25 protein-coding genes are annotated in these 20,241 nt (G+C 39.7%); 14 read left to right on the top strand and 11 right to left on the bottom strand.

From position 1 onward, the window contains the following. Window positions 1-232: 232 nt before the first annotated feature. Window positions 233-703, top strand: a complete 471-nt coding sequence (locus PR766_RS06100; RefSeq protein ID WP_036979330.1) for a GNAT family N-acetyltransferase — start codon at window positions 233-235, stop codon at window positions 701-703. Between the two features lie 326 nt (window positions 704-1,029). Here PR766_RS06100 and PR766_RS06095 read toward each other — a convergent pair whose 3' ends face one another. Next, a complete protein-coding gene (locus PR766_RS06095; RefSeq protein ID WP_006661912.1) occupies window positions 1,030-1,266 on the bottom strand; it encodes a helix-turn-helix domain-containing protein in 237 nt (78 codons plus the stop codon). A 126-nt stretch (window positions 1,267-1,392) separates the two neighbouring features. Next, entirely contained in the window at window positions 1,393-2,088 is a 696-nt protein-coding gene (locus tag PR766_RS06090; protein WP_154636644.1) for an aspartate/glutamate racemase family protein, read from the bottom strand. 392 nt (window positions 2,089-2,480) lie between these two features. On the opposite strand from PR766_RS06090, the gene sra reads away from it, so the two are divergent. The 5 genes from sra to PR766_RS06065 all read left to right on the top strand — a co-directional run bounded on the left by sra (window position 2,481) and on the right by PR766_RS06065 (window position 5,708). Continuing rightward, window positions 2,481-2,699, top strand: a complete 219-nt coding sequence (gene sra, locus PR766_RS06085; protein ID WP_224050982.1) for a stationary-phase-induced ribosome-associated protein — start codon at window positions 2,481-2,483, stop codon at window positions 2,697-2,699. A 262-nt stretch (window positions 2,700-2,961) separates the two neighbouring features. Continuing rightward, on the top strand, window positions 2,962-3,741 hold the full coding sequence (locus PR766_RS06080) for a YaeF family permuted papain-like enzyme (RefSeq protein WP_006660029.1): 780 nt from the start codon (window positions 2,962-2,964) through the stop codon (window positions 3,739-3,741). A 447-nt stretch (window positions 3,742-4,188) separates the two neighbouring features. Beyond that, entirely contained in the window at window positions 4,189-4,617 is a 429-nt protein-coding gene (locus tag PR766_RS06075) for a universal stress protein (RefSeq protein ID WP_006660028.1), read from the top strand. Window positions 4,618-4,741: 124 nt separating this feature from the next. Continuing rightward, window positions 4,742-5,080 (top strand): hypothetical protein, encoded by a 339-nt coding sequence (locus PR766_RS06070; RefSeq protein WP_006660027.1) that lies wholly within the window; start codon window positions 4,742-4,744, stop codon window positions 5,078-5,080. 178 nt (window positions 5,081-5,258) lie between these two features. Then, on the top strand, window positions 5,259-5,708 hold the full coding sequence (locus tag PR766_RS06065; RefSeq protein WP_006661909.1) for a universal stress protein: 450 nt from the start codon (window positions 5,259-5,261) through the stop codon (window positions 5,706-5,708). Window positions 5,709-5,764: 56 nt separating this feature from the next. Here the strand turns inward: PR766_RS06065 and PR766_RS06060 are convergent, their stop codons facing one another. Beyond that, entirely contained in the window at window positions 5,765-6,058 is a 294-nt protein-coding gene (locus tag PR766_RS06060; protein ID WP_006661908.1) for a DUF5339 domain-containing protein, read from the bottom strand. A gap of 246 nt (window positions 6,059-6,304) precedes the next feature. On the opposite strand from PR766_RS06060, the gene PR766_RS06055 reads away from it, so the two are divergent. After that, the gene (locus tag PR766_RS06055) at window positions 6,305-6,712 is read left to right on the top strand and encodes a hypothetical protein (RefSeq protein WP_230086865.1); all 408 of its coding nucleotides are present in this window, start codon (window positions 6,305-6,307) and stop codon (window positions 6,710-6,712) included. A gap of 16 nt (window positions 6,713-6,728) precedes the next feature. On the opposite strand, the gene PR766_RS06050 is transcribed toward PR766_RS06055, so the two are convergent. Next, complete coding sequence (locus PR766_RS06050; RefSeq protein ID WP_036962216.1) at window positions 6,729-7,358, bottom strand: TetR/AcrR family transcriptional regulator; 630 nt, start codon at window positions 7,356-7,358, stop codon at window positions 6,729-6,731. 148 nt (window positions 7,359-7,506) lie between these two features. Between PR766_RS06050 and PR766_RS06045 the strand changes: the two genes are divergently transcribed. The 4 genes from PR766_RS06045 to phoH all read left to right on the top strand — a co-directional run bounded on the left by PR766_RS06045 (window position 7,507) and on the right by phoH (window position 11,332). Next, window positions 7,507-8,319, top strand: coding sequence for a threonine/serine ThrE exporter family protein (locus tag PR766_RS06045; RefSeq protein WP_006660022.1), 813 nt, complete (start codon window positions 7,507-7,509; stop codon window positions 8,317-8,319). Further along, on the top strand, window positions 8,319-8,780 hold the full coding sequence (locus PR766_RS06040; protein ID WP_006660021.1) for a threonine/serine exporter: 462 nt from the start codon (window positions 8,319-8,321) through the stop codon (window positions 8,778-8,780). The genes PR766_RS06045 and PR766_RS06040 overlap by 1 nt, the downstream gene beginning before the upstream one ends. 323 nt (window positions 8,781-9,103) lie before the next feature. Next, entirely contained in the window at window positions 9,104-10,057 is a 954-nt protein-coding gene (locus PR766_RS06035) for an endonuclease (RefSeq protein ID WP_154636665.1), read from the top strand. A gap of 489 nt (window positions 10,058-10,546) precedes the next feature. Continuing rightward, window positions 10,547-11,332, top strand: a complete 786-nt coding sequence (gene phoH, locus PR766_RS06030) for a phosphate starvation-inducible protein PhoH (RefSeq protein ID WP_006660018.1) — start codon at window positions 10,547-10,549, stop codon at window positions 11,330-11,332. Between the two features lie 51 nt (window positions 11,333-11,383). Here the strand turns inward: phoH and PR766_RS06025 are convergent, their stop codons facing one another. From PR766_RS06025 to PR766_RS06010, 4 genes are all read right to left on the bottom strand, one after another. Further along, window positions 11,384-12,223 (bottom strand): siderophore-interacting protein, encoded by an 840-nt coding sequence (locus PR766_RS06025; RefSeq protein WP_006660017.1) that lies wholly within the window; start codon window positions 12,221-12,223, stop codon window positions 11,384-11,386. 151 nt (window positions 12,224-12,374) lie between these two features. Beyond that, window positions 12,375-12,554, bottom strand: coding sequence for a DUF2474 domain-containing protein (locus PR766_RS06020; RefSeq protein WP_036975873.1), 180 nt, complete (start codon window positions 12,552-12,554; stop codon window positions 12,375-12,377). Continuing rightward, complete coding sequence (gene cydB / locus PR766_RS06015; RefSeq protein ID WP_006660016.1) at window positions 12,511-13,521, bottom strand: cytochrome d ubiquinol oxidase subunit II; 1,011 nt, start codon at window positions 13,519-13,521, stop codon at window positions 12,511-12,513. The genes PR766_RS06020 and cydB overlap by 44 nt, the downstream gene beginning before the upstream one ends. Beyond that, window positions 13,511-14,848: a cytochrome ubiquinol oxidase subunit I gene (locus PR766_RS06010; protein ID WP_036962294.1), complete on the bottom strand. Its 1,338-nt coding sequence runs from the start codon at window positions 14,846-14,848 to the stop codon at window positions 13,511-13,513. Before PR766_RS06010 ends, cydB begins: the two co-directional genes overlap by 11 nt. A 244-nt stretch (window positions 14,849-15,092) precedes the next feature. On the opposite strand from PR766_RS06010, the gene PR766_RS06005 reads away from it, so the two are divergent. Further along, window positions 15,093-16,511, top strand: a complete 1,419-nt coding sequence (locus PR766_RS06005) for an aminotransferase-like domain-containing protein (RefSeq protein WP_006660014.1) — start codon at window positions 15,093-15,095, stop codon at window positions 16,509-16,511. A 52-nt stretch (window positions 16,512-16,563) separates the two neighbouring features. Here the strand turns inward: PR766_RS06005 and PR766_RS06000 are convergent, their stop codons facing one another. Continuing rightward, complete coding sequence (locus PR766_RS06000) at window positions 16,564-17,175, bottom strand: LysE family translocator (RefSeq protein ID WP_154636643.1); 612 nt, start codon at window positions 17,173-17,175, stop codon at window positions 16,564-16,566. 150 nt (window positions 17,176-17,325) lie between these two features. On the opposite strand from PR766_RS06000, the gene PR766_RS05995 reads away from it, so the two are divergent. Then, window positions 17,326-17,850, top strand: a complete 525-nt coding sequence (locus tag PR766_RS05995; protein ID WP_006661901.1) for an Lrp/AsnC family transcriptional regulator — start codon at window positions 17,326-17,328, stop codon at window positions 17,848-17,850. Window positions 17,851-17,968: 118 nt separating this feature from the next. On the opposite strand, the gene PR766_RS05990 is transcribed toward PR766_RS05995, so the two are convergent. Together PR766_RS05990 and PR766_RS05985 are read right to left on the bottom strand one after the other, a co-directional pair. Further along, a complete protein-coding gene (locus PR766_RS05990; protein WP_006661900.1) occupies window positions 17,969-18,427 on the bottom strand; it encodes a hypothetical protein in 459 nt (152 codons plus the stop codon). Between the two features lie 119 nt (window positions 18,428-18,546). Then, window positions 18,547-18,978, bottom strand: a complete 432-nt coding sequence (locus PR766_RS05985) for an SgcJ/EcaC family oxidoreductase (RefSeq protein ID WP_006661899.1) — start codon at window positions 18,976-18,978, stop codon at window positions 18,547-18,549. A 193-nt stretch (window positions 18,979-19,171) separates the two neighbouring features. On the opposite strand from PR766_RS05985, the gene PR766_RS05980 reads away from it, so the two are divergent. Beyond that, a complete protein-coding gene (locus PR766_RS05980) occupies window positions 19,172-20,167 on the top strand; it encodes an acyltransferase family protein (protein ID WP_006660009.1) in 996 nt (331 codons plus the stop codon). Window positions 20,168-20,241: the final 74 nt, after the last annotated feature.

Genomic DNA, 20,241 nt, shown 5'->3' with positions numbered 1-20,241 from the left:
TCAGCTTCTCAGTAGAGAATGGCGCAAAAGGTCCAGCGGCTGTAAACGTCGTAGCTCTTTAATATACCAGCTTAATACAGCGCTTAAAATTTCAAACCCCTGCCAATTGGCGGGGGTTTTTCGTTTATAGCTATCAGTAAATCGCATCCACATAAACTAATTGTTGCAGTAGTGTCATTCTCTTCAGGTAATGGTATGGTGAAATTTTCATAATCACCAAAAAGGTGTGACCATGAATATGCTTTCAGCCACAGAAGAATGGAATAAGAATGATTATCTGATCAGCACAGATAAAAACAGATTAGATATTCACGCGATACAACACTATCTAACAAGATCTACGTGGGCGAAAGGCATTGATGTTGAAACCGTTCGTTTATCTATTGAGCATAGTCTTAATTTTGGTGTTTATCGTAATGAGGTACAAATAGGATTTGCCCGTTTAGTCACAGATTACTCAACTTTCGCTTATCTTTGTGATGTATATGTGCTTGAAGAATATCGAGGGCAGGGGCTTGGCAAATGGCTGATAAGTTGTATTCATAGCCATCCAATTTTTCAAAAACTACGTAGAATCACTCTATTTACAACAACCGCAGCATGGCTATATGAACAATTTGGTTATGAGCCTGTCAACAAACAAAATTATACATGGACGATTAATCGACCTGATATTTATATTCATGAAAAAAGTAAAAGTTGATTAAATAACTCAATGTAAATTTAAAAACTCACTTGAGGCATAATTTGCTCTTAATCCTATAGTTATATTTACCTAGTCAAGATATTGTACTCAAAAGAGGAGAATAAGTATGCCTGTATTTAGTCCAATAGAAATAATCGCGGACGTTATGATGAGCACGATTAATATGGTTGCAGTACCTTTTGAGTACCTACTTTATAGTGGGAAAATCTCAGAGATATTTATGATGGGTGTATTTTATATGTAACACTAGAGAGTAAAATTAAGAAATAACGTTTAGCATAAAGTCAGGTATGGCGCTTTATGCTAAATAAAAGATGAAAGCTCTATTTTTCTGGATTTAAATACGCTTCAAAAAATAATTGAAGGTCAATTTTTAATATTGAACTTAATGCGACAAGATGCTCAATATAGATAGACACTGAACCTTCTTCATAGTGGGAGTACACTCGCTCTGAGACGGAAATTGCTTGGGCGATTTCCGTGGTAGTCATTTGGCGCGCGAGCCTCTCTTTTTGGATAAATTTACCCAACGAGAGGTTGTTGGGTTTTCTTTCGTTCATAATTCCCTATCCTAGAATAATCGTGAAGCAATAAGTAACATATTTGCTTTGATTTTTCATAGGGGAATATCTGTATTTTGTGATGGTTAGGATAATTAGTGAAAATTATCCTAAGATTCATTCAAATTAAGCTTTCAGTGCATATTCTACCGCACATTGTGCGTGAATAGCTGTCGTGTCAAATACAGGTACAGAAGTATCGCCAGCATTCACCAGTAGGGTGATCTCAGTACATCCTAAGATAATTCCTTCAGCGCCATGTTCGACAAGTGTTTTCATGATGCGTTGGTATTCAGTGCGTGAGGTATCGGAGATGATCCCTAAACAGAGTTCATGATAGATAATATCATGGACGATTTTTCTATCTGCTTCATTTGGGGTTATCACCCTTAAATTAAATTTATCGGTCAGACGATCTTTATAAAAGGCTTGTTCCATCGTAAACGCAGTACCTAACAAACCAATAGTTTTAATGCCAGACTGCGTTATTTTTTCACCTGTAGCGTCAGCGATGTGTAGGAATGGAAGTTTTGATTTTTCCTCAATTTGAGGGGCAACTTTATGCATTGTATTGGTACAGAGAACCAAAAAGTCAGCACCAGCAGCTTTTAAGCTCGCTCCTGCACTCGCTAAATGTTCACCGGCAAGATCCCATTGTCCATGGGATTGAAAATGCTCAACTTCAGCAAAATCAATGCTATATAAAATAACTTTTGCAGAATGCAGCCCACCTAGTTGTTGCTTTATGCCTTCATTGATCTGTTGATAATAGAGTTGAGTTGATTCCCAACTCATACCTCCAATCAATCCTATAGTTTTCATTTATTGACGCCTCGTATGCGTTTTTTCCTTACTATACTGAGTGAATTTATTGGGAGTCAATGAATTAACTTAAGTTTTTATCAGTGGCGGTAAATTATTAGAAGTTTAATTTATCAACCTTAAAATAAGAAATATAGGCTTATTAGCATTGAATTATCGAATCATAAAAATATTTCTATACTAGGTTAGTCTACACTATTTTTAATTATTAATTAGTCACTCAATGGGACTATCCAGTAAATCTTCATTAAATAAAATATTATTACTGCTATACTACTAAAGTTACTTATTTTATTTTTTAGTTTAGTGAAAATGAAATAAACCTAGTGACCTACACTGACTATTTTTTTGATGTTCAGTTTATGAATTTAAATTTTTTAGTTAAGGAGTTTATGATGGTAAGTAATAATCAGGCTCGCCGCCTGTTAGGTATGTCATTTAAATTGAGTCGTTCTAAGCGCAATATACAAGTTTCTGTGATTGCAAAAGAAAAAGCGACGACTCTGCCAAAAAATCTGGAAGATAAGCCATTTGTTGCAATGCAAAAAAATAAAGCGACAGAGAAAAAAACCTATCACTCAGTCAGCGTTTTTTATCCAGAATATATTTAACTTTTAAGTAGAATAAGACCCTCTAGTAGCTAGAGGGTTAATGGTATTCCTGAATCATACCTTTCCTATATCCAAATCCGTTTTTTTGAATTATCTGATGGTGTGTTACCACACAATCAAGTCATGATTATTTTACGATTTTTTGTGACCACCCACTAAATTTCTTAGCCTTAAAGAAAATAAAATAGTGTGGTAGTTATATTCTGTCGATAGAATCAATGAAGAGAATAATGATAAATACAATTAAAATGGATATATGTAGATGAAATTATGCCAATGGATGCTGTTTTTGTGTTTTATATTTATAAATGGTTGTTCTACGCAATTTAAAGCGGATGATGAGTCAAATAAGCTGAAATTTAGTATCCAGCATGCCAATACCATTCCAATTAAGGACTCGGTGGAAGCACTGACGGTTGCAGATATGCTACCCGGTGATATTCTTTTGTCTTCAGCAACAGGCATGAACTCATGGGGGATCCGCTTATTTAGCGTAAGTGGCGTGAGCCATGCTTCTATTTATCTGGGTTTCGGTCAGGTAGCGGAGTCGGTTGGGAGTGGCGTCAGAATAATTCCTTTGGATCAAGCTATCACTGATTCTAATAATATGGTGGTCTTGAGGCATAATTTATTAACGTCATTTCATGCAGAGAAATTGCGTGAATTCTCTGTCGCTAATGATGGAGGTAAATATAATATGAAAGGGATTGTTATGATTGCACCCTGGATGCTTACCAAACGTGTTTGTGAGCTGCCACTCATTGGGCAATCTATCCGAAGCTTTTGTCTAAAAACATTGGCGAGTGTGCAGTTAGGGGATGATATTGAACAAGCCAATGGATTCTTTTGTTCGCAGTTTGTCCTAGATGCGTACAAATATGCAGGAGTACCTTTATTTGAAGGAAATTCATCATGGATTACGCCAGCAGATATTTTGCATATGCGTTCAGGAGATGTGCCGACCTTTATGCCGACAGAACGATTAACTTATGTTGGGCATTTAAAAAATTGGAGTTTTGGTGGTGCAATCCTCAATAAATGATAAAGCATAAAAAAAAGGCCAACTCAAATGAGTTGGCCAGCTAAACTGGAAGCAATGTGAGCAATGTCGTTGTGAAAAAGTTGAGTAAAACGCTCAACTATTCACGAGGTAAAAGATAACCATTCTCATTTAAGAAATCAACCCTTTTTTTCATATCACTATTCAATCTCTTCATCTTATCGCACATGATAAAAATACATTAAAAAACAATTGATTTGGAGATTTTACCCAGTTTCGTTACTATGGTTTAATGTAATCGGAGCGAAAAAATTTTATTATTTTTTACTTTTATTCTGAGGATTCAGGTGCGGCAAAACATGTGCAAGGAAATATTGTTGTTAATTTGTAGCCAGAGATCTCATTTATCTTTTTAGATAAGAGACATTTATGCACAGTTGATTATAATTTTATTGTTAATGTTTATTCGACAATTTATCAGGAGGGCTTATGTACAAAACGATTTTGGTCCCTATCGATCTCACTGAAGAAGAGCTGACCAGCAAAGCAGTTCGCCATGCGGTAAATTTAGCGAAACAGTCTGGTGCGAAAATTCATTTGATCCACGTTCTGCCTATCTCTTCGGCAATTATAAATGCATATGCTTTGGGCTATATGGAAATTAAAGACCGAGCAACCGTGAAAGCGGAAGAAGATATGAAAATGCTGATGGATTCGATTGATCTTCCTCATGATGATGTGAGCTACACGATTACGTTTGGCTCACCTCGTGACGAAGTGATTAATACAGCAAAAGATATCAACGCCGATATCATTGTTATTGGTTCTCGTCGCCCAAATATTACGACGCACCTGTTAGGTTCAACTGCGGCAGGAATTGTCCGCTACGCGGAAACATCTGTTCTGGTTGTTCGCTAGTTTGTTTTCTTTTAAAACCTATGCATTTTTGCATAGGTTTTTTATATTGCTGATGAGTCAATAAAACGATAGATATTACTGGTATGAGCATCGTTTCTATCAGTATGGATGTATTGGGATTTTTATGGAGAAATTCACTAAAGAATTAATAAGTGTTGAGCATTTTGTATTACGAATTCTACGCTTTTATTTTTTAGCGTTGTTGGTGTTTTTTATTGGCTTACTACCCGGAATTATTGGATTTTATTTTATCGAAGGGCATTCAATAATAGAATCCATGTTAAATGCCTTATCAATGTTGAGTGGTCAAGCACTAGAGCCAGCGCCTATCACTCAAGCAGGACGTTTCTTTATCGCTATTTACGGTTTATTTTTACAAAGTGTATTCATTATTAGTATTGGATTAATCGTCACACCATTTATTCATCGCATATTACATAAGTGGCACTTAGAAGAGGATTAAATTGAATAAAATTGTAATCAATTTACTGCGTCTATTCTCAGATTAGTAAATCAGTTCACGACATTTTTATTTAATTCAGGCTATACTTTTCTGGACAAAAATAACCATTAAACCGCTATCTCGTCTATTCAAAAAACGAATAAATTGAATGAGAGATACATCCTTGAGAGGGGCTTATATGTATAAAACTATTTTGGTTCCCGTTGATATTTCTGAAGATACATTGACTGAAAAAGCATTAAAACAGGCTATTCATTTAGCAAAAATGGATAATGCTAAAATCCATTTATTCCACTCAGTACCGGATGTTTCGAGATTCTCGATGAGTTATAGCTATCATTATGATTTGCTGTCATCATTTACTAAAAAGGCGGTAGAGCGCTCTGAAGAGCAGCTTGTTGAATTAGTTAATCGTATTGTTAAAGAGATGGATTTTCCAGCGGATCGTATCTCTTATAAAGTGGAATTCGGCTCTCCGAGAGAAAAGGTATTAGACGAAGCTGAAAAGGTACAGGCGGACCTAATTGTTGTTGGGTCTCGTAATCCGAGTATTTCGACTCACCTATTAGGCTCGAATGCTTCAGGTATTGTTTCTTATGCGAAAATATCAGTTTTAGTGGTGAGATAATTCTATTATCTGATAAAAAAGACCTGATTTGTCAGGTCTTTTTTTTTTAGAAAAATTTATGATTTATTCACTGTTTCTTTGGCGTGCGCAATGGCGGTTAATGCTTGGCTACATGCTTGTTCTTGAGTATCTTCAGGGTAACTAGCAAGTGTTTTTTTAGCATCTTCTAATTGAGATTTCATTAATGCAATTTGTTCACTCGCATTCGGCTCATTCTTATATTGTTCTTCCGCTTGTTGAACCAGCGCATTCATTTCTTTGAAATATTTATCACAAACTTGTCCTGCACTCGCATTTAATGCAGTCAGTGAGACAAATAGACCCAATGCAATTGGCAGAATATTTTTCATCATAATTCACTTTTAAAAATCCTATTTCGACCAGCATATCATCTCATTTTTTAAAAAGACATCAGCGAACGCTGAATATTTCAGAGAGTTTTAATTTTTATCAAATTAAATGCTGCAAATTTTGAAAGTAGGTAAATAGTATAAACTGCAAATTACAAATGAGAATCATTCTTGACTGGTTGTGTGAGTAAAATGTACATTTCAGTACACTTTATTGATGGCACATACATAGAGAGAGGAATGATAATGAGCAATAATGTAATAATTAACACCCAAGATTGGCCTTGTTGTTCGATGAATCGATTTCCATCAACGATGGTAGAAACACAATCATGGCTATCGGAACTTGAGCAATTATTAGAGAAAAAAACATCATTTGTTTTAATTTATCCGCCGATGGAGCCTAAAGGAAAGCCGACAACTGAAGATATGGAATGTATGAAATTTATACGTCGTTGGCTGAAAACAGAAAGGGAACTGATGGCTAAATATTGTCGAGCAATGGTGATTACGCTACAACCAGACGGTCGAGATAGAGAGGAAATGGAACGTACTGCCCCTGTGGTTTCATCATTATATGGACCCGATATTTTTCTCGTCGACAATTCTCAAGCCGCGCAGCAACGTGCGAGTGAAATTTTAAAGGCGCACTGATCTATTGGTACTGATTCTACGCGCTGATTTTACGAATATAGCTAGCGATGATATCAACAGAAAGACCTATCTGTTGGTTAATAAACTCGTCGCTAGGCTTAAAGTTTTCAACACAGAAGGTTTTGATAAATACATCCGCTTTTAGCATTTCTAAATAACGAGATGAAATGCTTAGTAATACGGCTTGATCTACTTTTACAGTCGGAATTTGTGCAAGCTTTTCGGCAAGGCGCTGATAGCTTTGTACGGGACCTTGTTCGAAAAAAAGTTGGCTAATATCAGGGAAGCGGTTGTATTCTCCCAGTATTAGGCGGTATAGCCCGATAGATTGAGGTTTAATCACATTGACTAAAAAACGCGAACCATAAAATGATAATACGGCTTCAATATTGTCTAAAGGTGGCTCTTTATGGTCTGGTTCAGTAAATATATCGTCGATCATATGCGCAACAACTGCCGCAAATAAGCCTTCTTTATCTCCAAAATTTTTATATAGCGTTGAACGAGAGCCTCCCGCTCGCTCGATGATCATATCTAATGTGGTGCCTTCAAAACCATATTGTAGAAAAATATCCGCCGCTGCTGTAATAAGTGCTTGATGACGACGCTGTCCTTTCGGGGTTTTGGCCGAGCGAGTTTGGTTCATGAAATCAATTTCCTAACAAAATGGCGGCATTGGACTAAATTATCTGAAAGAGGTCATAATTCAGTTTGTTATTTTCCTCTATGATGTATATGAATATTATCATGTTTAAATCAATATCTGAATTTTTGTCAAATCCTTGGGGGAGAGAATGAAGGGTTGCATGGTTGATGAAAAGGCGCAGGGAGAGGAACGCATTCTTGATGGACAGCGGGAAATTACAAAGCTGTGTATTGAATGCGGTTTGTTGCTATTGCAACATGGCGCGGAAAGTATGCTGGTGGAACAGCTGACAACTCGTCTGGGGATTGCCTTGGGGGCAACTCAGGTGGACAGTGCTATTTCATCTAACTCGATAGTATTAACAACAATCATTGATGGGCGTTGCCTAACCTCGACTCGGCGAATTATTGACCGTGGCATTAACATGCATGTTGTGACGGAAGTTCAGCATGCGGTGATCCTTGTTGAACATCACTTGCTTGACTGCAAACAGCTGCAAAAGAAATTAGCGGGAATCAAACCATTACGCTATCCCCGTTGGTTAATGGTGGTGATGGTTGCGCTTTCTTGTGCGTGTTTTAGTTCTCTTAATGGCGGTGGTTGGGAAAGCGCAGTAATCACGTTTATGGCAAGTGGTTGCGCGATGTATATCCGGCAAATATTGACTTCTCATCAGATTAACCCATTGATTAATTTCTGTATTACAGCTTTTGTTGCCACATCGGTTTCTGGCTTATTACTCAAAGTACCGTATTTGAATGTCACTGAAACAATCGCGATGGCGGCAAGTGTTCTGTTATTAGTCCCCGGATTTCCATTGATTAATGCGGTCGCAGACATGTTTAAAGGACATGTTAATACCGGTATTGCCCGTTGGATGATGGCAAGCTTGCTCACTTTGGCTACTTGCATTGGCGTCGTGCTGGCAATGATTATCTGGAATTTGAGGGAGTGGGCATAATGTTTATTGTCGAGCTGATTGAAAAAATGGTCTTAGCGGCGATCCCAGCCGTTGGTTTTGCCATGGTGTTTAATGTTCCTGCAAGAGCATTGAAATTCTGTGGATTATTAGGCGCGATTGGCTATGGCTCACGTATGATTCTGATGTCTTTTGGCTTACAAATTGAGTGGGCGAGTTTTCTTGCCGCAATTCTTATTGGCATGATTGGGATCCAATGGTCGCGTTGGTGGCTTGCTCATCCCAAAGTCTTTACTGTGGCGGCCGTTATTCCTATGTTTCCGGGGATCAGTGCCTATATTGCGATGATTTCAGTGGTAAAAATTTCTCAGTATGGTTATACACCTGAATTAATGGAAACCCTCGTGACTTACTTTTTAAGAGCATCCTTTATTGTTGGGGCGCTCTCCATAGGGATTTCATTACCTGGATTATGGTTGTACCGTAAAAAGCCAAGTGTTTGATACTCAATGATGTTTTATTGCTAGAACCCATTAAGTAATAAACCACGCAATAGCAAAAGCGTTAATTGATAGTGATTAACGCTTTTTGTTAATAAAGTTTGTTATCTATTCTTTGTATATTATTGCGCAAATTCCGATATTGTTTTTGATGTAATAAAATTGAGTACCAATTGATATCAAAAAGACTTATATTTCATTCAACTAGCGAGTATACATAGTGTATTCGGCGATTTTTGCATGAATAACTTGCGTGTTGTATTTAATAAATTGCTTTTTTTCCTATCAATGGTGTTATTTTGAAACAGATTTTTTATTTTTCGCGCATGATTATTGCGTTAGTATGTTTTTCCTCGTTATTTATCTCTTCCGTTTATGCTGCACCGAGCAATTTCACTGAAGCGAAAACATCCAGTAAAAACCTCGTTTATGGTGATCAAAATCACCAAGGACAAGGAACGCTATATTGTGGTTGTGAGTGGGAGTGGACAGGTAAAAGTGGTGGGCAAGTTGATTTATCCTCCTGCGGCTACCAAGTGCGCAAACAACAGAGCCGTGCAGAGCGTATTGAATGGGAACATATCGTTCCTGCTTGGGTGTTTGGTCATCAAAGACAGTGCTGGCAGAATGGCGGTCGTAAAAATTGCGTCTCAACTGACCCTGTGTTTTCTCGAATGGAAGCAGATATGCATAACCTTGCGCCTTCAATTGGGGAAGTGAACGGTGACCGCAGTAATTGGAGCTATGGTCAATTACCTGCTAATGCGCCTTATTCTTACGGTGCATGTCGTAGTCGTATTGATTTTAAACAGAAAATATTTGAGCCGCGCGACGAGGTGAAAGGACAGGTTGCTCGGGTCTACTTCTATATGCATGACCGCTATAATTTATCCATGTCACGCCAACAGCAGCAGTTATTTATGGCGTGGGATAAACAGTATCCAGTAGATGAGTGGGAACAAAAACGTGACCAGCGCATTGCTAAGTCGATGGGGCACCATAACCCATTTGTGACGGGCGCAAGAACATGGAGTTTAGGGCATAAAAATAGCGGCGATGGCTTAAAAATGAGTGATAAGCCCAGTGAAATAGTCCCTCAGTCTATCCCAAACCAGGAAGGTGAGACGCAGGTAAAAGGTAATCGTAATTCAAAAAAATACCATTTATCGCACTGTTCTGGATTTAAAACCTTATCAGATAAAAATGCTGAGTTGTTTACAAGTGAAGCCGACGCTCAAGCAAAAGGTTATCAATTAGCCGGTAATTGCAAACCGCGTTAATCAAAGTCTGGCTGTAATAATGCAATATATGGCGCGGTGTTATTACAGCTTTTATATGATATTTCTCACATTTTATCTTATGGATAGGTGAATTTACACATTTTCTGTTAACTTAATGTTGCAAATTTAAAAAAACTCGCGCTATATTTAATGTAAGGAAACTGTGTAGGTTGATGATATTCAGGTCAATATAATATTTGCTCTCCCGTTCGAATTATTTTTTATATTGTCATAATATTGTCATACAGATTATTTAGTTTACGAGTATCGCCTGTATAGGAGAGACTAATGAGAACTAGGTGTTTGTTAATGAGTACGCGGAACCGGTTACCACTCCATCATGAAACTGACATGATGAGATTGCTAACCGGTTTTTTTATATCTGAATTATCAACCTATGTGACACAAGAGCTTGAAGGGAGCTCCTCTCTGTTTTGAATAGTTCGTCATCTGAAATTGACATCATCGATACCTGGAAGGGTTAATACTATGAGTAGACAGAAAGCTGCAACAAAAGCACGTCGTGAAATGAAACGTACATCACGCAAAGACCGTTCAGGGAGGTATGATATGAATAACGTCACCTCCTTTGCCGAATTTACAGGCATTGAGCCGATAGGTATGGCGAAAGAACGCCGCGATGAAACTCCGATAACACCACGTAATGAAGCCCAGAAGCTCTATATTAGTTCGATCAGACATAAACAGTTAATTTTCGCTAACGGTGAGGCGGGATGCGGTAAAACTTACATCAGTACGGCGTTAGCAGCGGATGCCTTGATTAATAAGGAAATCAGTAAAATTATTGTGACTAGACCTGTGCTACAAGCGGAGGAAGATCTTGGTTTCTTACCGGGGGATATGTCTGAAAAATTTGCGCCATATTTCCGACCTGTTTATGACGTTCTCATGAAGCGATTAGGCGCTTCGTTCTTACAGTATTGTTTACGACCTGAAATTGCGAAAGTTGAAATTGCACCATTCGCTTACATGCGAGGTCGCACATTTGAAAATGCCATTGTCATCCTCGATGAAGCACAAAACGTCACTGTCACTCAAATGAAGATGTTTTTAACACGTTTGGGTGAAAATGTGACGGTCATTGTTAATGGTGACGTTACTCAGTGCGACCTACCAAGTGGGGTACAGTCGGGGTTAGGTGATGCATTGCAGCGTTTTAGTAGTGATGAAATGGTGTCAATGGTGAACTTTACGATTGATGATTGCGTGAGATCGCAACTGTGTCATAAAGCTTTGCTAGCTTATAATGATTAACTAAAAATATTTATGTGTGGAACTGCCCCGTTTTTCGGGGCAGTTTTATGTTTAATCGTCAGGATTATCCATAACTGCATGGCGTTCATGATGATAACCTTCTTCATCATAGCCATATCGCCAGTAAGGGATTGCGTAGATATCATCGCGATTAACTCCTTTTTCACGGCGAACAAAACGGCGTAATTCACGAATAATTTGGTCTTCGCCTGCAATCCAGAACCCTGTATTCTCTGTTGGAATATCCCACGACTTAAATGTATTAATCAGGTCAGTGGTTTGACTGACATCGCCACAAATCCAATCAATCTCTATGCCAGCCGGCTTGGTTAACTCTCGAATATCGTCTTGGTGGTCGAGACGCAAAACGACGCGACCTGTTGCTGTTGCAGGCATTTTTTCCAGTAATGCAGTAATTGCAGGTAAAGAACTTGAATCCCCAGCCATAAAGTAGTGAGCACGGATAGGTAAAAGTGGATCTGGACCACCAGGGTTGGTGATCCCCAACCAATAACCCGGTTTTGCATCACGGGCGAACAGATACGCAGGTCCTGTTACGCCTTCATGCATAGCGAATTCAATGTCAATTTCGTTGAGTTCGGGACGGATCGCGCGAACGGTATAAGTCCGTACAAAAGGGCGCGGCTTATCTTCGGGCCAACTGCGTCCTTTTTCGGTTAAAACGGGAAGCGCAGGTTGGCTTTGGTGGTCAGGGGCAATAAAGATCTTGATATGACCACCTTCACACTTTGTCGGGTAATTTGCTAGCTTTTCACCCGTAAACGTAATGCTACGAATAGACGGGCTAATATCGACGATAGATTTTACTTGAATGAGCTGTGGGGGGGCAGGACGGTAGATATTTTTTTCAACAGTTTGTTCACTAGCCACGAACCGTCTCCTTTCTTAATGATAATATTATTATATGTTAATTATTATCATTATCATATCATGAATGTTTATTAGAAGACTAATCAAAGATACAGAATTCTTGAATGTAAAAATGAATATGCCGCAGCATTGAATACTGCGGCATCGGTGTTTATTTCACTTTCATTCCCGCGGCGGTCATTAACAATCTAAATAAGGATGAAAATGCAAAGAGCGCCAATACACTTCCTAACCAAATTGCTGCCATCCAACCGAGCTTTTTCCACCAAGGAGAATTAACTGAAGTATCAGTGATAGCCTTGATCTGGGGTAATTTTTCCTCTGAAGACATAGTAACTCCAATAGGTGTAAACCAAAATGACAGGGATGATGAATAGGGCACCAACCAGCATAAAGCCGAGGCTTTCTGATGGACCTGCTGCATCACGGAATGTAATTGCTGGTGGGATCAGGCTTGGCCAAATACTGATGCCTAAACCCGTAAACCCTAAGAAAATCAGCATTAATGCGGCTAAAAAAGGCACACTATCATAGCGTTGGCGCTTGGCGCTTTTTAAAATTAGCCACACACAGCCGAGCACTAATAATGGAACGGGTAAAAAGAAAAACAGGTTAGGTAAGCTAAACCAGCGTTCATAGATAGCGTCATTTAACATCGGTGTCCATACACTGAGCACCCCTACAACCGTTAACATGGCGAGTGTTAATACGGGTAGCACGCGGTACATAGTTTTGCGCAGGTGTCCTTCAGTTTTCATGATTAACCAGCCGCATGCCAGTAGGGCGTAGGCAATCACTAAACCGAAGCCGCAGAACAGTGGGAATGGTGCGAACCAATCAAAATATCCTCCCATATAGACGCGATTTTCAACATGGAAACCTTGAATGAAAGCACCAATGACAACCCCTTGTGAGAATGTGGTGAGAATTGAGCCCCAAATAAAGGCATGATCCCAACGCCGACGATGGGATTCATCTGCACGAAAGCGAAACTCAAAGGCGACGCCACGGAAAATCAACGCAAATAACATAAAGGTCAGTGGAATAGACAAGGCGTCTAAAACAATGGCATAAGCGAGAGGAAATGCACCAAATAACGCTGCACCACCGAGGACTAACCATGTTTCATTACCATCCCAAACTGGGGCAACACTGTTCATCATTAAATCGCGGTCTTGGCTCTCTTTCAGAGCGGGGTACAGAATTCCAATTCCTAAATCAAAGCCATCCATCACGATATACATCAACATGCTAAAGACAATGATGACAAACCAAATCAGTGGTAAATCAATGCCCATGAGTTGCCTCCTCGGAAATACCTTTACGAATTAATTTCATCATGTACATGTAGCCAATGCCAAATACGCTGCCATACACCACAAAGAAGGCGAGCAAGCTAATACTCATGTGCATTTCTCCATGAGCACTCACGGCATCCGCTGTGCGTTGTAACCCGTAAACGACCCAAGGTTGACGCCCGATTTCAGTGGTAAACCAACCCGCTAAAATAGCGATTAAACCAGACGGCGCCATGACAAACATAAAACGTAGAAACATTTTGGATTCATACAGTTTTTTACGTGAACGTAGCCATAATCCCCAAACACCGGCAGCAATCATCAATAGACCGAGTCCCACCATCACTCGGAATGACCAGAACACCATAAACACATTCGGGCGATCTTCCGGTGGAAATTCTTTTAGCGCAGGAACTTGTTTGGTCGTACTGTGCGTTAAAATAAGACTCGCCATATACGGAATTTCAATGGCATATTCGGTTTTTTCTTTTTCCATATTAGGAATACCAAATAAGATGAGCGGTGTTGCCTCACCCGGTTTGTTTTCCCAGTGGCCTTCCATTGCTGCAACTTTCACTGGCTGATATTTTAAGGTATTCAATCCATGAGCATCCCCAATCAAGGCTTGGATCGGTGCTAAAATCAGAATCAACCACAAGGACATGGAGAACATTTTCTTCATCGCGGAGGAGTTATTGCCCTTGAGTAAATGCCATGCGCCGGATGCGCCAATGAAAAATGCTGCCGCTAAGAATGCAGCGGTGGTCATATGCAGTAATCGATAGGGGAATGAAGGGTTGAATATTACCGCCAGCCAATCGACAGGAACAATCCGCCCATCGATAATTTCAAATCCCTGTGGTGTTTGCATAAAGCTATTGGAGGCGAGGATCCAGAAGGTCGAAATGATGGTGCCCAGTGCAACCATACAAGTTGCAAAATAGTGCAGCTTTTCACCAACACGGTTCATACCAAACAACATTACACCCAGGAATCCCGCTTCTAAAAAGAAGGCAGTCAGAACTTCATAGGTTAAGAGGGGACCCGTGATCCCACCTGCAAAGTCTGAAAAAAAGCTCCAGTTAGTCCCAAATTGGTATGCCATCACCAATCCAGAAACAACGCCCATACCGAAATTGACCGCAAAAACCTTCGACCAAAAATGAAACAGTTTTATATAGTCAGTATCGCGGGTTTTTAGCCATAAACCCTCGAGTACAGCCAAAAAACTGGCAAGCCCGATGGTGATGGCGGGAAAGATAATATGGAACGACACCGTAAACGCGAATTGTATACGGGCAAGTTCCAGCGCAGTTAGTCCAAACATATTGACCCCTGAATGGAATTGATTACGACACGCCACATTTTCAGCCATTGCGAAGTAATTTTTGGCTGTTCCTTAGCAATAAGTAATTGATTTCGCTGGATTGTTAACACTCATAAATCCAACTAAAAATGTTTTGTGGTTATAGTTAAAAAAAGTCAGGTGAATGTGTGGATAAGTAGAACATGAGACGATAAACTATAATAGTAACAATTTTTGGCAAATCACCTATAACAGTGAGGCGGTAATGACGAGATATGAACAGCTAGCAGCACAAATTCGTCAACAGATTGAAGATAATATTTGGCAGGTTGGAGACAGGCTGCCTTCACTTAGGGAAAGTGTTAAGCAGTCAGGTCTAAGCTTAATGACGGTAGTTCAAGCCTATCAGTTACTTGAGAGTCAGGGGTGGGTCTCAGCGCGCCCGCAGTCAGGTTATTATGTGGCAAATCGTAATAACGCCTTTGCGGCTGCAAAAGGGGGAAAAGGACTCCATTTAAACGAAAATGTGGAGATAAACGCATCGATTTTTGGTGTTTTACAAGCTTGCAAAGACCCCGATATTATCCCTTTTGGTTCCGCTTTCCCTGAGCCCGCCTTACTGGATGACCCCAAATTAGCCAAATCTCTCGCGTCAGTGGCGCGACGTTTATCGAAAACGAATACGACGACGAACTTACCGCCGGGTAACGAACAGTTACGTCGAAATATTGCCCAGCGTTACGCAACTCAAGGGATCCACGTGGCTCCCGATGAAATTGTGATCACCGCTGGAGCGATGGAATCCTTGGTGCTTAGTTTACAAGCAGTCACCCAACCGGGTGATTGGGTGGTCATTGAGTCACCTGCATTTTATGGCTCATTGCAGGCTATTGAGCGTTTAAAGCTCAAAGCGATTGCGATAAAAACGGATCCGTTATTTGGAATCGATCTCGATGCCTTGGAAAATATCGCCGATAAGTATCCGATCAAAGCGTGTTGGTTAATGACCCACTACCAAAATCCGTTAGGGGGAACGATGCCTCCCGCCAATAAAAAACGGCTGGTCGATATCTTGAATAACCACAAAATTGTGTTGATCGAAGATGATGTCTATGGCGAGCTTTATTTTGGTAATCAGCAGCCTATTCCCGCTAAGTCATTAGATTCACAGGGTAACTTTTTTCACTGTTCATCATTTTCGAAATGTTTAGCGCCGGGATACCGTGTAGGCTGGGTAGCTGCGGGTCATCATGCGACCAAAATTCAGCATCTACAAATGATGAGTACAGTCTCTGCGAGTGTGCCAACACAGCTAGCGATAGCCGAATATTTATCCCAAGGGGGATATGATAGCCACTTGCGAAAATTACGCCAAACAATGGAGCAGCGCCAACATTTGATGTTGAGCGCAATTGCCAAATACATGCCACCGACAGTGAAGGTGAATACACCAAAGGGCGGGTATTTCCTGTGGCTTGAGTTTGAGCCACCATTTAATGCTCTACAGCTCTATCAGTTAGCACTGAAAGAAGGAATTAGTATTGCGCCGGGGAGTATGTTTTCAACCAGCGATCAGTTTAACCATGCTTTTCGATTAAATGCATCATTTACATGGAATGACCGATTAGAGCAGGCGATGAAGGTTCTTGGGCGTTTGTGTTATCGATTAACGGGGCATAAATAACCCGCGATGCAGATGGGGGACGGAAGGGAACCCGCCCCTAAATGTGACATAGTTAACTGTTGGCAAGTCCGATGGCGGCGAATGTGAGCATGCCACCTGACACACCTTCTGTAATCCGGCGCTTTTTGTCATTGTATTGGTGCTTGCTATGCATGGAGGCGAATACCATACCAATTGTACCGTAGATAATGATGCACGATGTGATAAAAGTCGCTGATAAGATTAAAGATTGTATTGCAACGCTTTCAGAAACATGGATAAAATTAGGTAAAATCGCGAAGTACACCAGTAACCCTTTAGGGTTAAGAAAACTTGTAAGAAAGGCTTTGCCAATCACTGCTTTTGTGGAAACTGTGTTAAGCTGGAGCGCTTTCGATTTTAGGGCGGATAGCAGCATACGGACGGCCAAATAAGCAACATACGCAACGCCCACCCATTTGATTGTGTGGAAAATGAACGGGGATGCGGCAACAATAGCGGCGAGCCCAAGTGCCGCTAAAATAGCGTGAGCAACATAACCTAGGATAATGCCCAAATTGGCTTTCCACGCAGCAGAAATGCCGTCAGATAATCCTTGTGATGAGATAAATAAAATATCGGGTCCCGGTGTGCAAACCAGAGGGATTACGGTTGCACTAAACAGCAATAACGTTTGTAGCTCCATCCAAACACCTCTATTTATTATTGTTTTCTTATGAAGAGAAAAATGTTTGGTTATTATAGCTATTTTCCTTTGAAATTTGGTTGTTTTGTTGCTTGTCATGGATGTTTATTTGACATTTAATATCAAAAAATAAAAACAAAAGAGGTTCGCATGCCAAAGAGTACAGGCGCACATCAATCTGAAAAGCATGAGCTGGAACACAGCAGTTCATCGCCTATCAAGTTAGATGCAATTGATAAGCATATTTTGCAGGTACTTCAACGAGATGGAAAAATCCAAAATGTTGAATTAGCGAAAGAAGTTGGGTTATCCCCATCCCCGTGCTTAAGGCGCGTTAAATTGCTTGAAGACGCAGGCGTGATTAAGCACTATGTTGCGGTGTTGGATGGCACAAAAATTGGTGCGGGATTATCACTGTTCGCGAGGATTTGGTTCAAAACGCAAGATGCACAAACAATCAATCAATTTGTTGAGGATATTCAGGGGATGCCTGAGGTGGTGGAGTGCCATCTCATGGCGGGTGAATGTGATGCGTTAATCCGTATTGTGACGGAGGATATGGCATCTTATCGTCGTTTCCATGCTGATTATCTGACACAAATTCGCAGTGTACAGAGTATAAAAACCGAAGTACCAATGGAAACGGTCAAAGTGACCTATGCATTGCCATTATAGACTGAACAGTTTAACGTATTTGTCTTCTTACACTGCTCAATAATATCGATAAATATTACTGAGCAGTTTGCTGATCAGTGCTGAATGCCCTTAACGGAATCATTATCTTGCAAAAAGATTATTCAGGACGTTCAGGGATCTCTGAAAGGTGCTCATAAATATTATCAACAACAGTATTTGGCACACAAACAACCTTTGTCAGTCTTTTATCTTTGTTATACACCTCAACACCTGATTCTATTTTAGAGCCTGAATGGTTTGTAAAAATGGTATAGGTATAAGTCCCATTTTTAAAATCAATTTCTTGAGAAGCCGCATATCCAGTATCAGTATCTGCATAACGGGTTTGGAAAAAGCCCTGCGTAAGCTGTTTAGGACTTCGGGTAATTTCAATGTCCGGTTGCTGATTTAATTTTCCAAATTGATACTGATACTGACCATTAATCAATGTCACTTTGACTTGACGGTCATTCTTGTTAACGCATTGAAATACAGTCACTGTATGTGAATCTGCCAATACGGGGGCAGACATTAATATCGGTAATACTATAGCTATAAATGTACGGCGAAGTTTCATGGGGTCCCTACCAATTAAAGAGTCATCAATGTGTTATGTTATCGGCATCTTATTCATATGCTCAATGGTCATTTTAGCATTTAAAATTAAGCTAAATGTATTAAGGGTGAAAAAGCAGACTATTCCACATCTCTTAGTTTGATATGTCCTGTTCTGGGATTTACCAAGGTCACGTTTTCCAAAGCGCGGATTTGCCATGTTTCATCTTGCTTAGCTAATACCGCCATAATTAAGGTATCAATTTTATGTGGTCCGATAGGGTGTGCCTCACCTGCAGCTAGACGGCTCCAAAAATGGGTGATTATATGACTTTCATCTAATGGGATAATATCGATAAGCTCATTTTTCATGATGGAATCAGAATAGATAGTTTTGTGAAGGGGAATATGCAACTCGATGATTTCGTTGATACCTTTTACATAGTGTCCAAATCGGTTCACAAAGGTAGCCTCAGGGTGAAATAGCTGACCAAAGACATTCATATCGTGATTATTCCACGCAGATTCAAAGGCTAAAGGCATATCTTCGGCGTTTTTGACAGTAGGGTGCATTGAAAATGCCTATATTGGTTAAGTAGGGTTTGCTATCAATACTAGATCAAATGTACGAGTGCGAAAGTCAATGGCGAAAATTTTTTCAGATTTTCGGCTAGGGTTAGATTATTACGATGGTGTTTGTTAAATTAGGGGGACGATTTTAAACGCGCGCGGATGTTAATCAAATAAGGGCAATACAGGGAAAAACATGAGTGATAACGCTCTGACCATACAGGTAAAAAATCAGCATTTACCTAATTGGCAAACATTAAAATTAATATTGAGTTCTTTGATTGTTTTTAATTTTTATTTAAATATTGTACCAAGTGTGAAATCTGATTATTCAATATTAATCAACTTATTTGATTTAGTGTTAATTCCTATGTTTGTTTTTATTGCGGCATATACAAGCAGAGGAATTTCATGGCAGGATTGGCGTGCACATTTAATCCCACCGTTGATTATCTATGTGACTTTCCAATCGATAGATGCGATCCCACTTTATTTCACGAATAGATTAAGCGTCGAAGAGTATTTGCTGTTTCCTCAAAACGGTGTTTGGTTCTTTTTAGCCGTCCCAATATGGCAAGCCATTTTTCTATTACTGCCTCCCTTTATCAAGAACAAGGCGAGGGGCGTGTTTCTTATTTTGCTGCTGTCTCTTGGTATTGCATATGTTTCGAAAATCTATTTATCTGATATAACAGGTTTTTCATCTATAATTTGGTATTTTCCATTCTTTGTTATGGCTTACTTTTGTGATGATAAAAAAGTCCTTTGGTTGAGGCAACATGCATTTTCTATCGTATCAAGCGTGATTATGCTGGTGACGATTTATCTTTATTTTCAAGTGGAAATCGAATCAGGATTAATAAACGTCTTCGGTAGTCATCTATTCATTCATCATTTTTGTCTGTATGTTTTTGCCTTTCTAATAGGGGTGTTGATCTCGATAGCGATTATTTGCCTTTCATTATCGACTGAACGTTTTGTGAAAATAGCGAATAATGCATTAGGGGTTTATTTGATTCACCCGATCATCTGTTTTGTGTTATTGGCGGGTTTAGGCTCACTCGAGATTGACGCTAGTCTGCCGCTCTTAATTTTATTGGCTCTTTTTACGATTGCGTTAGCATTATTTCTTGCCAAAAACCGGATCATTCATTGGTTTTTGAATCCAGAAATAAAGCTGAGGAAAGAGTAAAGTGAAATAAAGCTGAAAATGAAAGAGTTCGATAAAATAAAGGCTTACCTAATACTCGCGGTAAGCCTTTATGA

It is taken from the genome of Providencia sp. PROV208, from assembly GCF_028479465.1.
GTDB classification, from domain to species: Bacteria; Pseudomonadota; Gammaproteobacteria; order Enterobacterales; family Enterobacteriaceae; genus Providencia; species Providencia alcalifaciens.
The sequence above is the reverse complement of the archived record's forward strand: the minus strand, read 5'-3'. Positions and strand labels throughout refer to the sequence as shown.

Coding starts and splice junctions, on each gene's coding strand:
- PR766_RS06100 (WP_036979330.1), top strand. CDS start 233: ATGAATATGCTTTCAGCCACAGAAGAATGGAATAAGAATGATTATCTG.
- PR766_RS06095 (WP_006661912.1), bottom strand. CDS start 1,266: ATGAACGAAAGAAAACCCAACAACCTCTCGTTGGGTAAATTTATCCAA.
- PR766_RS06090 (WP_154636644.1), bottom strand. CDS start 2,088: ATGAAAACTATAGGATTGATTGGAGGTATGAGTTGGGAATCAACTCAA.
- sra (WP_224050982.1), top strand. CDS start 2,481: ATGATGGTAAGTAATAATCAGGCTCGCCGCCTGTTAGGTATGTCATTT.
- PR766_RS06080 (WP_006660029.1), top strand. CDS start 2,962: ATGAAATTATGCCAATGGATGCTGTTTTTGTGTTTTATATTTATAAAT.
- PR766_RS06075 (WP_006660028.1), top strand. CDS start 4,189: ATGTACAAAACGATTTTGGTCCCTATCGATCTCACTGAAGAAGAGCTG.
- PR766_RS06070 (WP_006660027.1), top strand. CDS start 4,742: ATGGAGAAATTCACTAAAGAATTAATAAGTGTTGAGCATTTTGTATTA.
- PR766_RS06065 (WP_006661909.1), top strand. CDS start 5,259: ATGTATAAAACTATTTTGGTTCCCGTTGATATTTCTGAAGATACATTG.
- PR766_RS06060 (WP_006661908.1), bottom strand. CDS start 6,058: ATGAAAAATATTCTGCCAATTGCATTGGGTCTATTTGTCTCACTGACT.
- PR766_RS06055 (WP_230086865.1), top strand. CDS start 6,305: ATGAGCAATAATGTAATAATTAACACCCAAGATTGGCCTTGTTGTTCG.
- PR766_RS06050 (WP_036962216.1), bottom strand. CDS start 7,358: ATGAACCAAACTCGCTCGGCCAAAACCCCGAAAGGACAGCGTCGTCAT.
- PR766_RS06045 (WP_006660022.1), top strand. CDS start 7,507: ATGAAGGGTTGCATGGTTGATGAAAAGGCGCAGGGAGAGGAACGCATT.
- PR766_RS06040 (WP_006660021.1), top strand. CDS start 8,319: ATGTTTATTGTCGAGCTGATTGAAAAAATGGTCTTAGCGGCGATCCCA.
- PR766_RS06035 (WP_154636665.1), top strand. CDS start 9,104: ATGATTATTGCGTTAGTATGTTTTTCCTCGTTATTTATCTCTTCCGTT.
- phoH (WP_006660018.1), top strand. CDS start 10,547: ATGAGTAGACAGAAAGCTGCAACAAAAGCACGTCGTGAAATGAAACGT.
- PR766_RS06020 (WP_036975873.1), bottom strand. CDS start 12,554: ATGTCTTCAGAGGAAAAATTACCCCAGATCAAGGCTATCACTGATACT.
- cydB (WP_006660016.1), bottom strand. CDS start 13,521: ATGGGCATTGATTTACCACTGATTTGGTTTGTCATCATTGTCTTTAGC.
- PR766_RS06010 (WP_036962294.1), bottom strand. CDS start 14,848: ATGTTTGGACTAACTGCGCTGGAACTTGCCCGTATACAATTCGCGTTT.
- PR766_RS06005 (WP_006660014.1), top strand. CDS start 15,093: ATGACGAGATATGAACAGCTAGCAGCACAAATTCGTCAACAGATTGAA.
- PR766_RS06000 (WP_154636643.1), bottom strand. CDS start 17,175: ATGGAGCTACAAACGTTATTGCTGTTTAGTGCAACCGTAATCCCTCTG.
- PR766_RS05995 (WP_006661901.1), top strand. CDS start 17,326: ATGCCAAAGAGTACAGGCGCACATCAATCTGAAAAGCATGAGCTGGAA.
- PR766_RS05990 (WP_006661900.1), bottom strand. CDS start 18,427: ATGAAACTTCGCCGTACATTTATAGCTATAGTATTACCGATATTAATG.
- PR766_RS05985 (WP_006661899.1), bottom strand. CDS start 18,978: ATGCACCCTACTGTCAAAAACGCCGAAGATATGCCTTTAGCCTTTGAA.
- PR766_RS05980 (WP_006660009.1), top strand. CDS start 19,172: ATGAGTGATAACGCTCTGACCATACAGGTAAAAAATCAGCATTTACCT.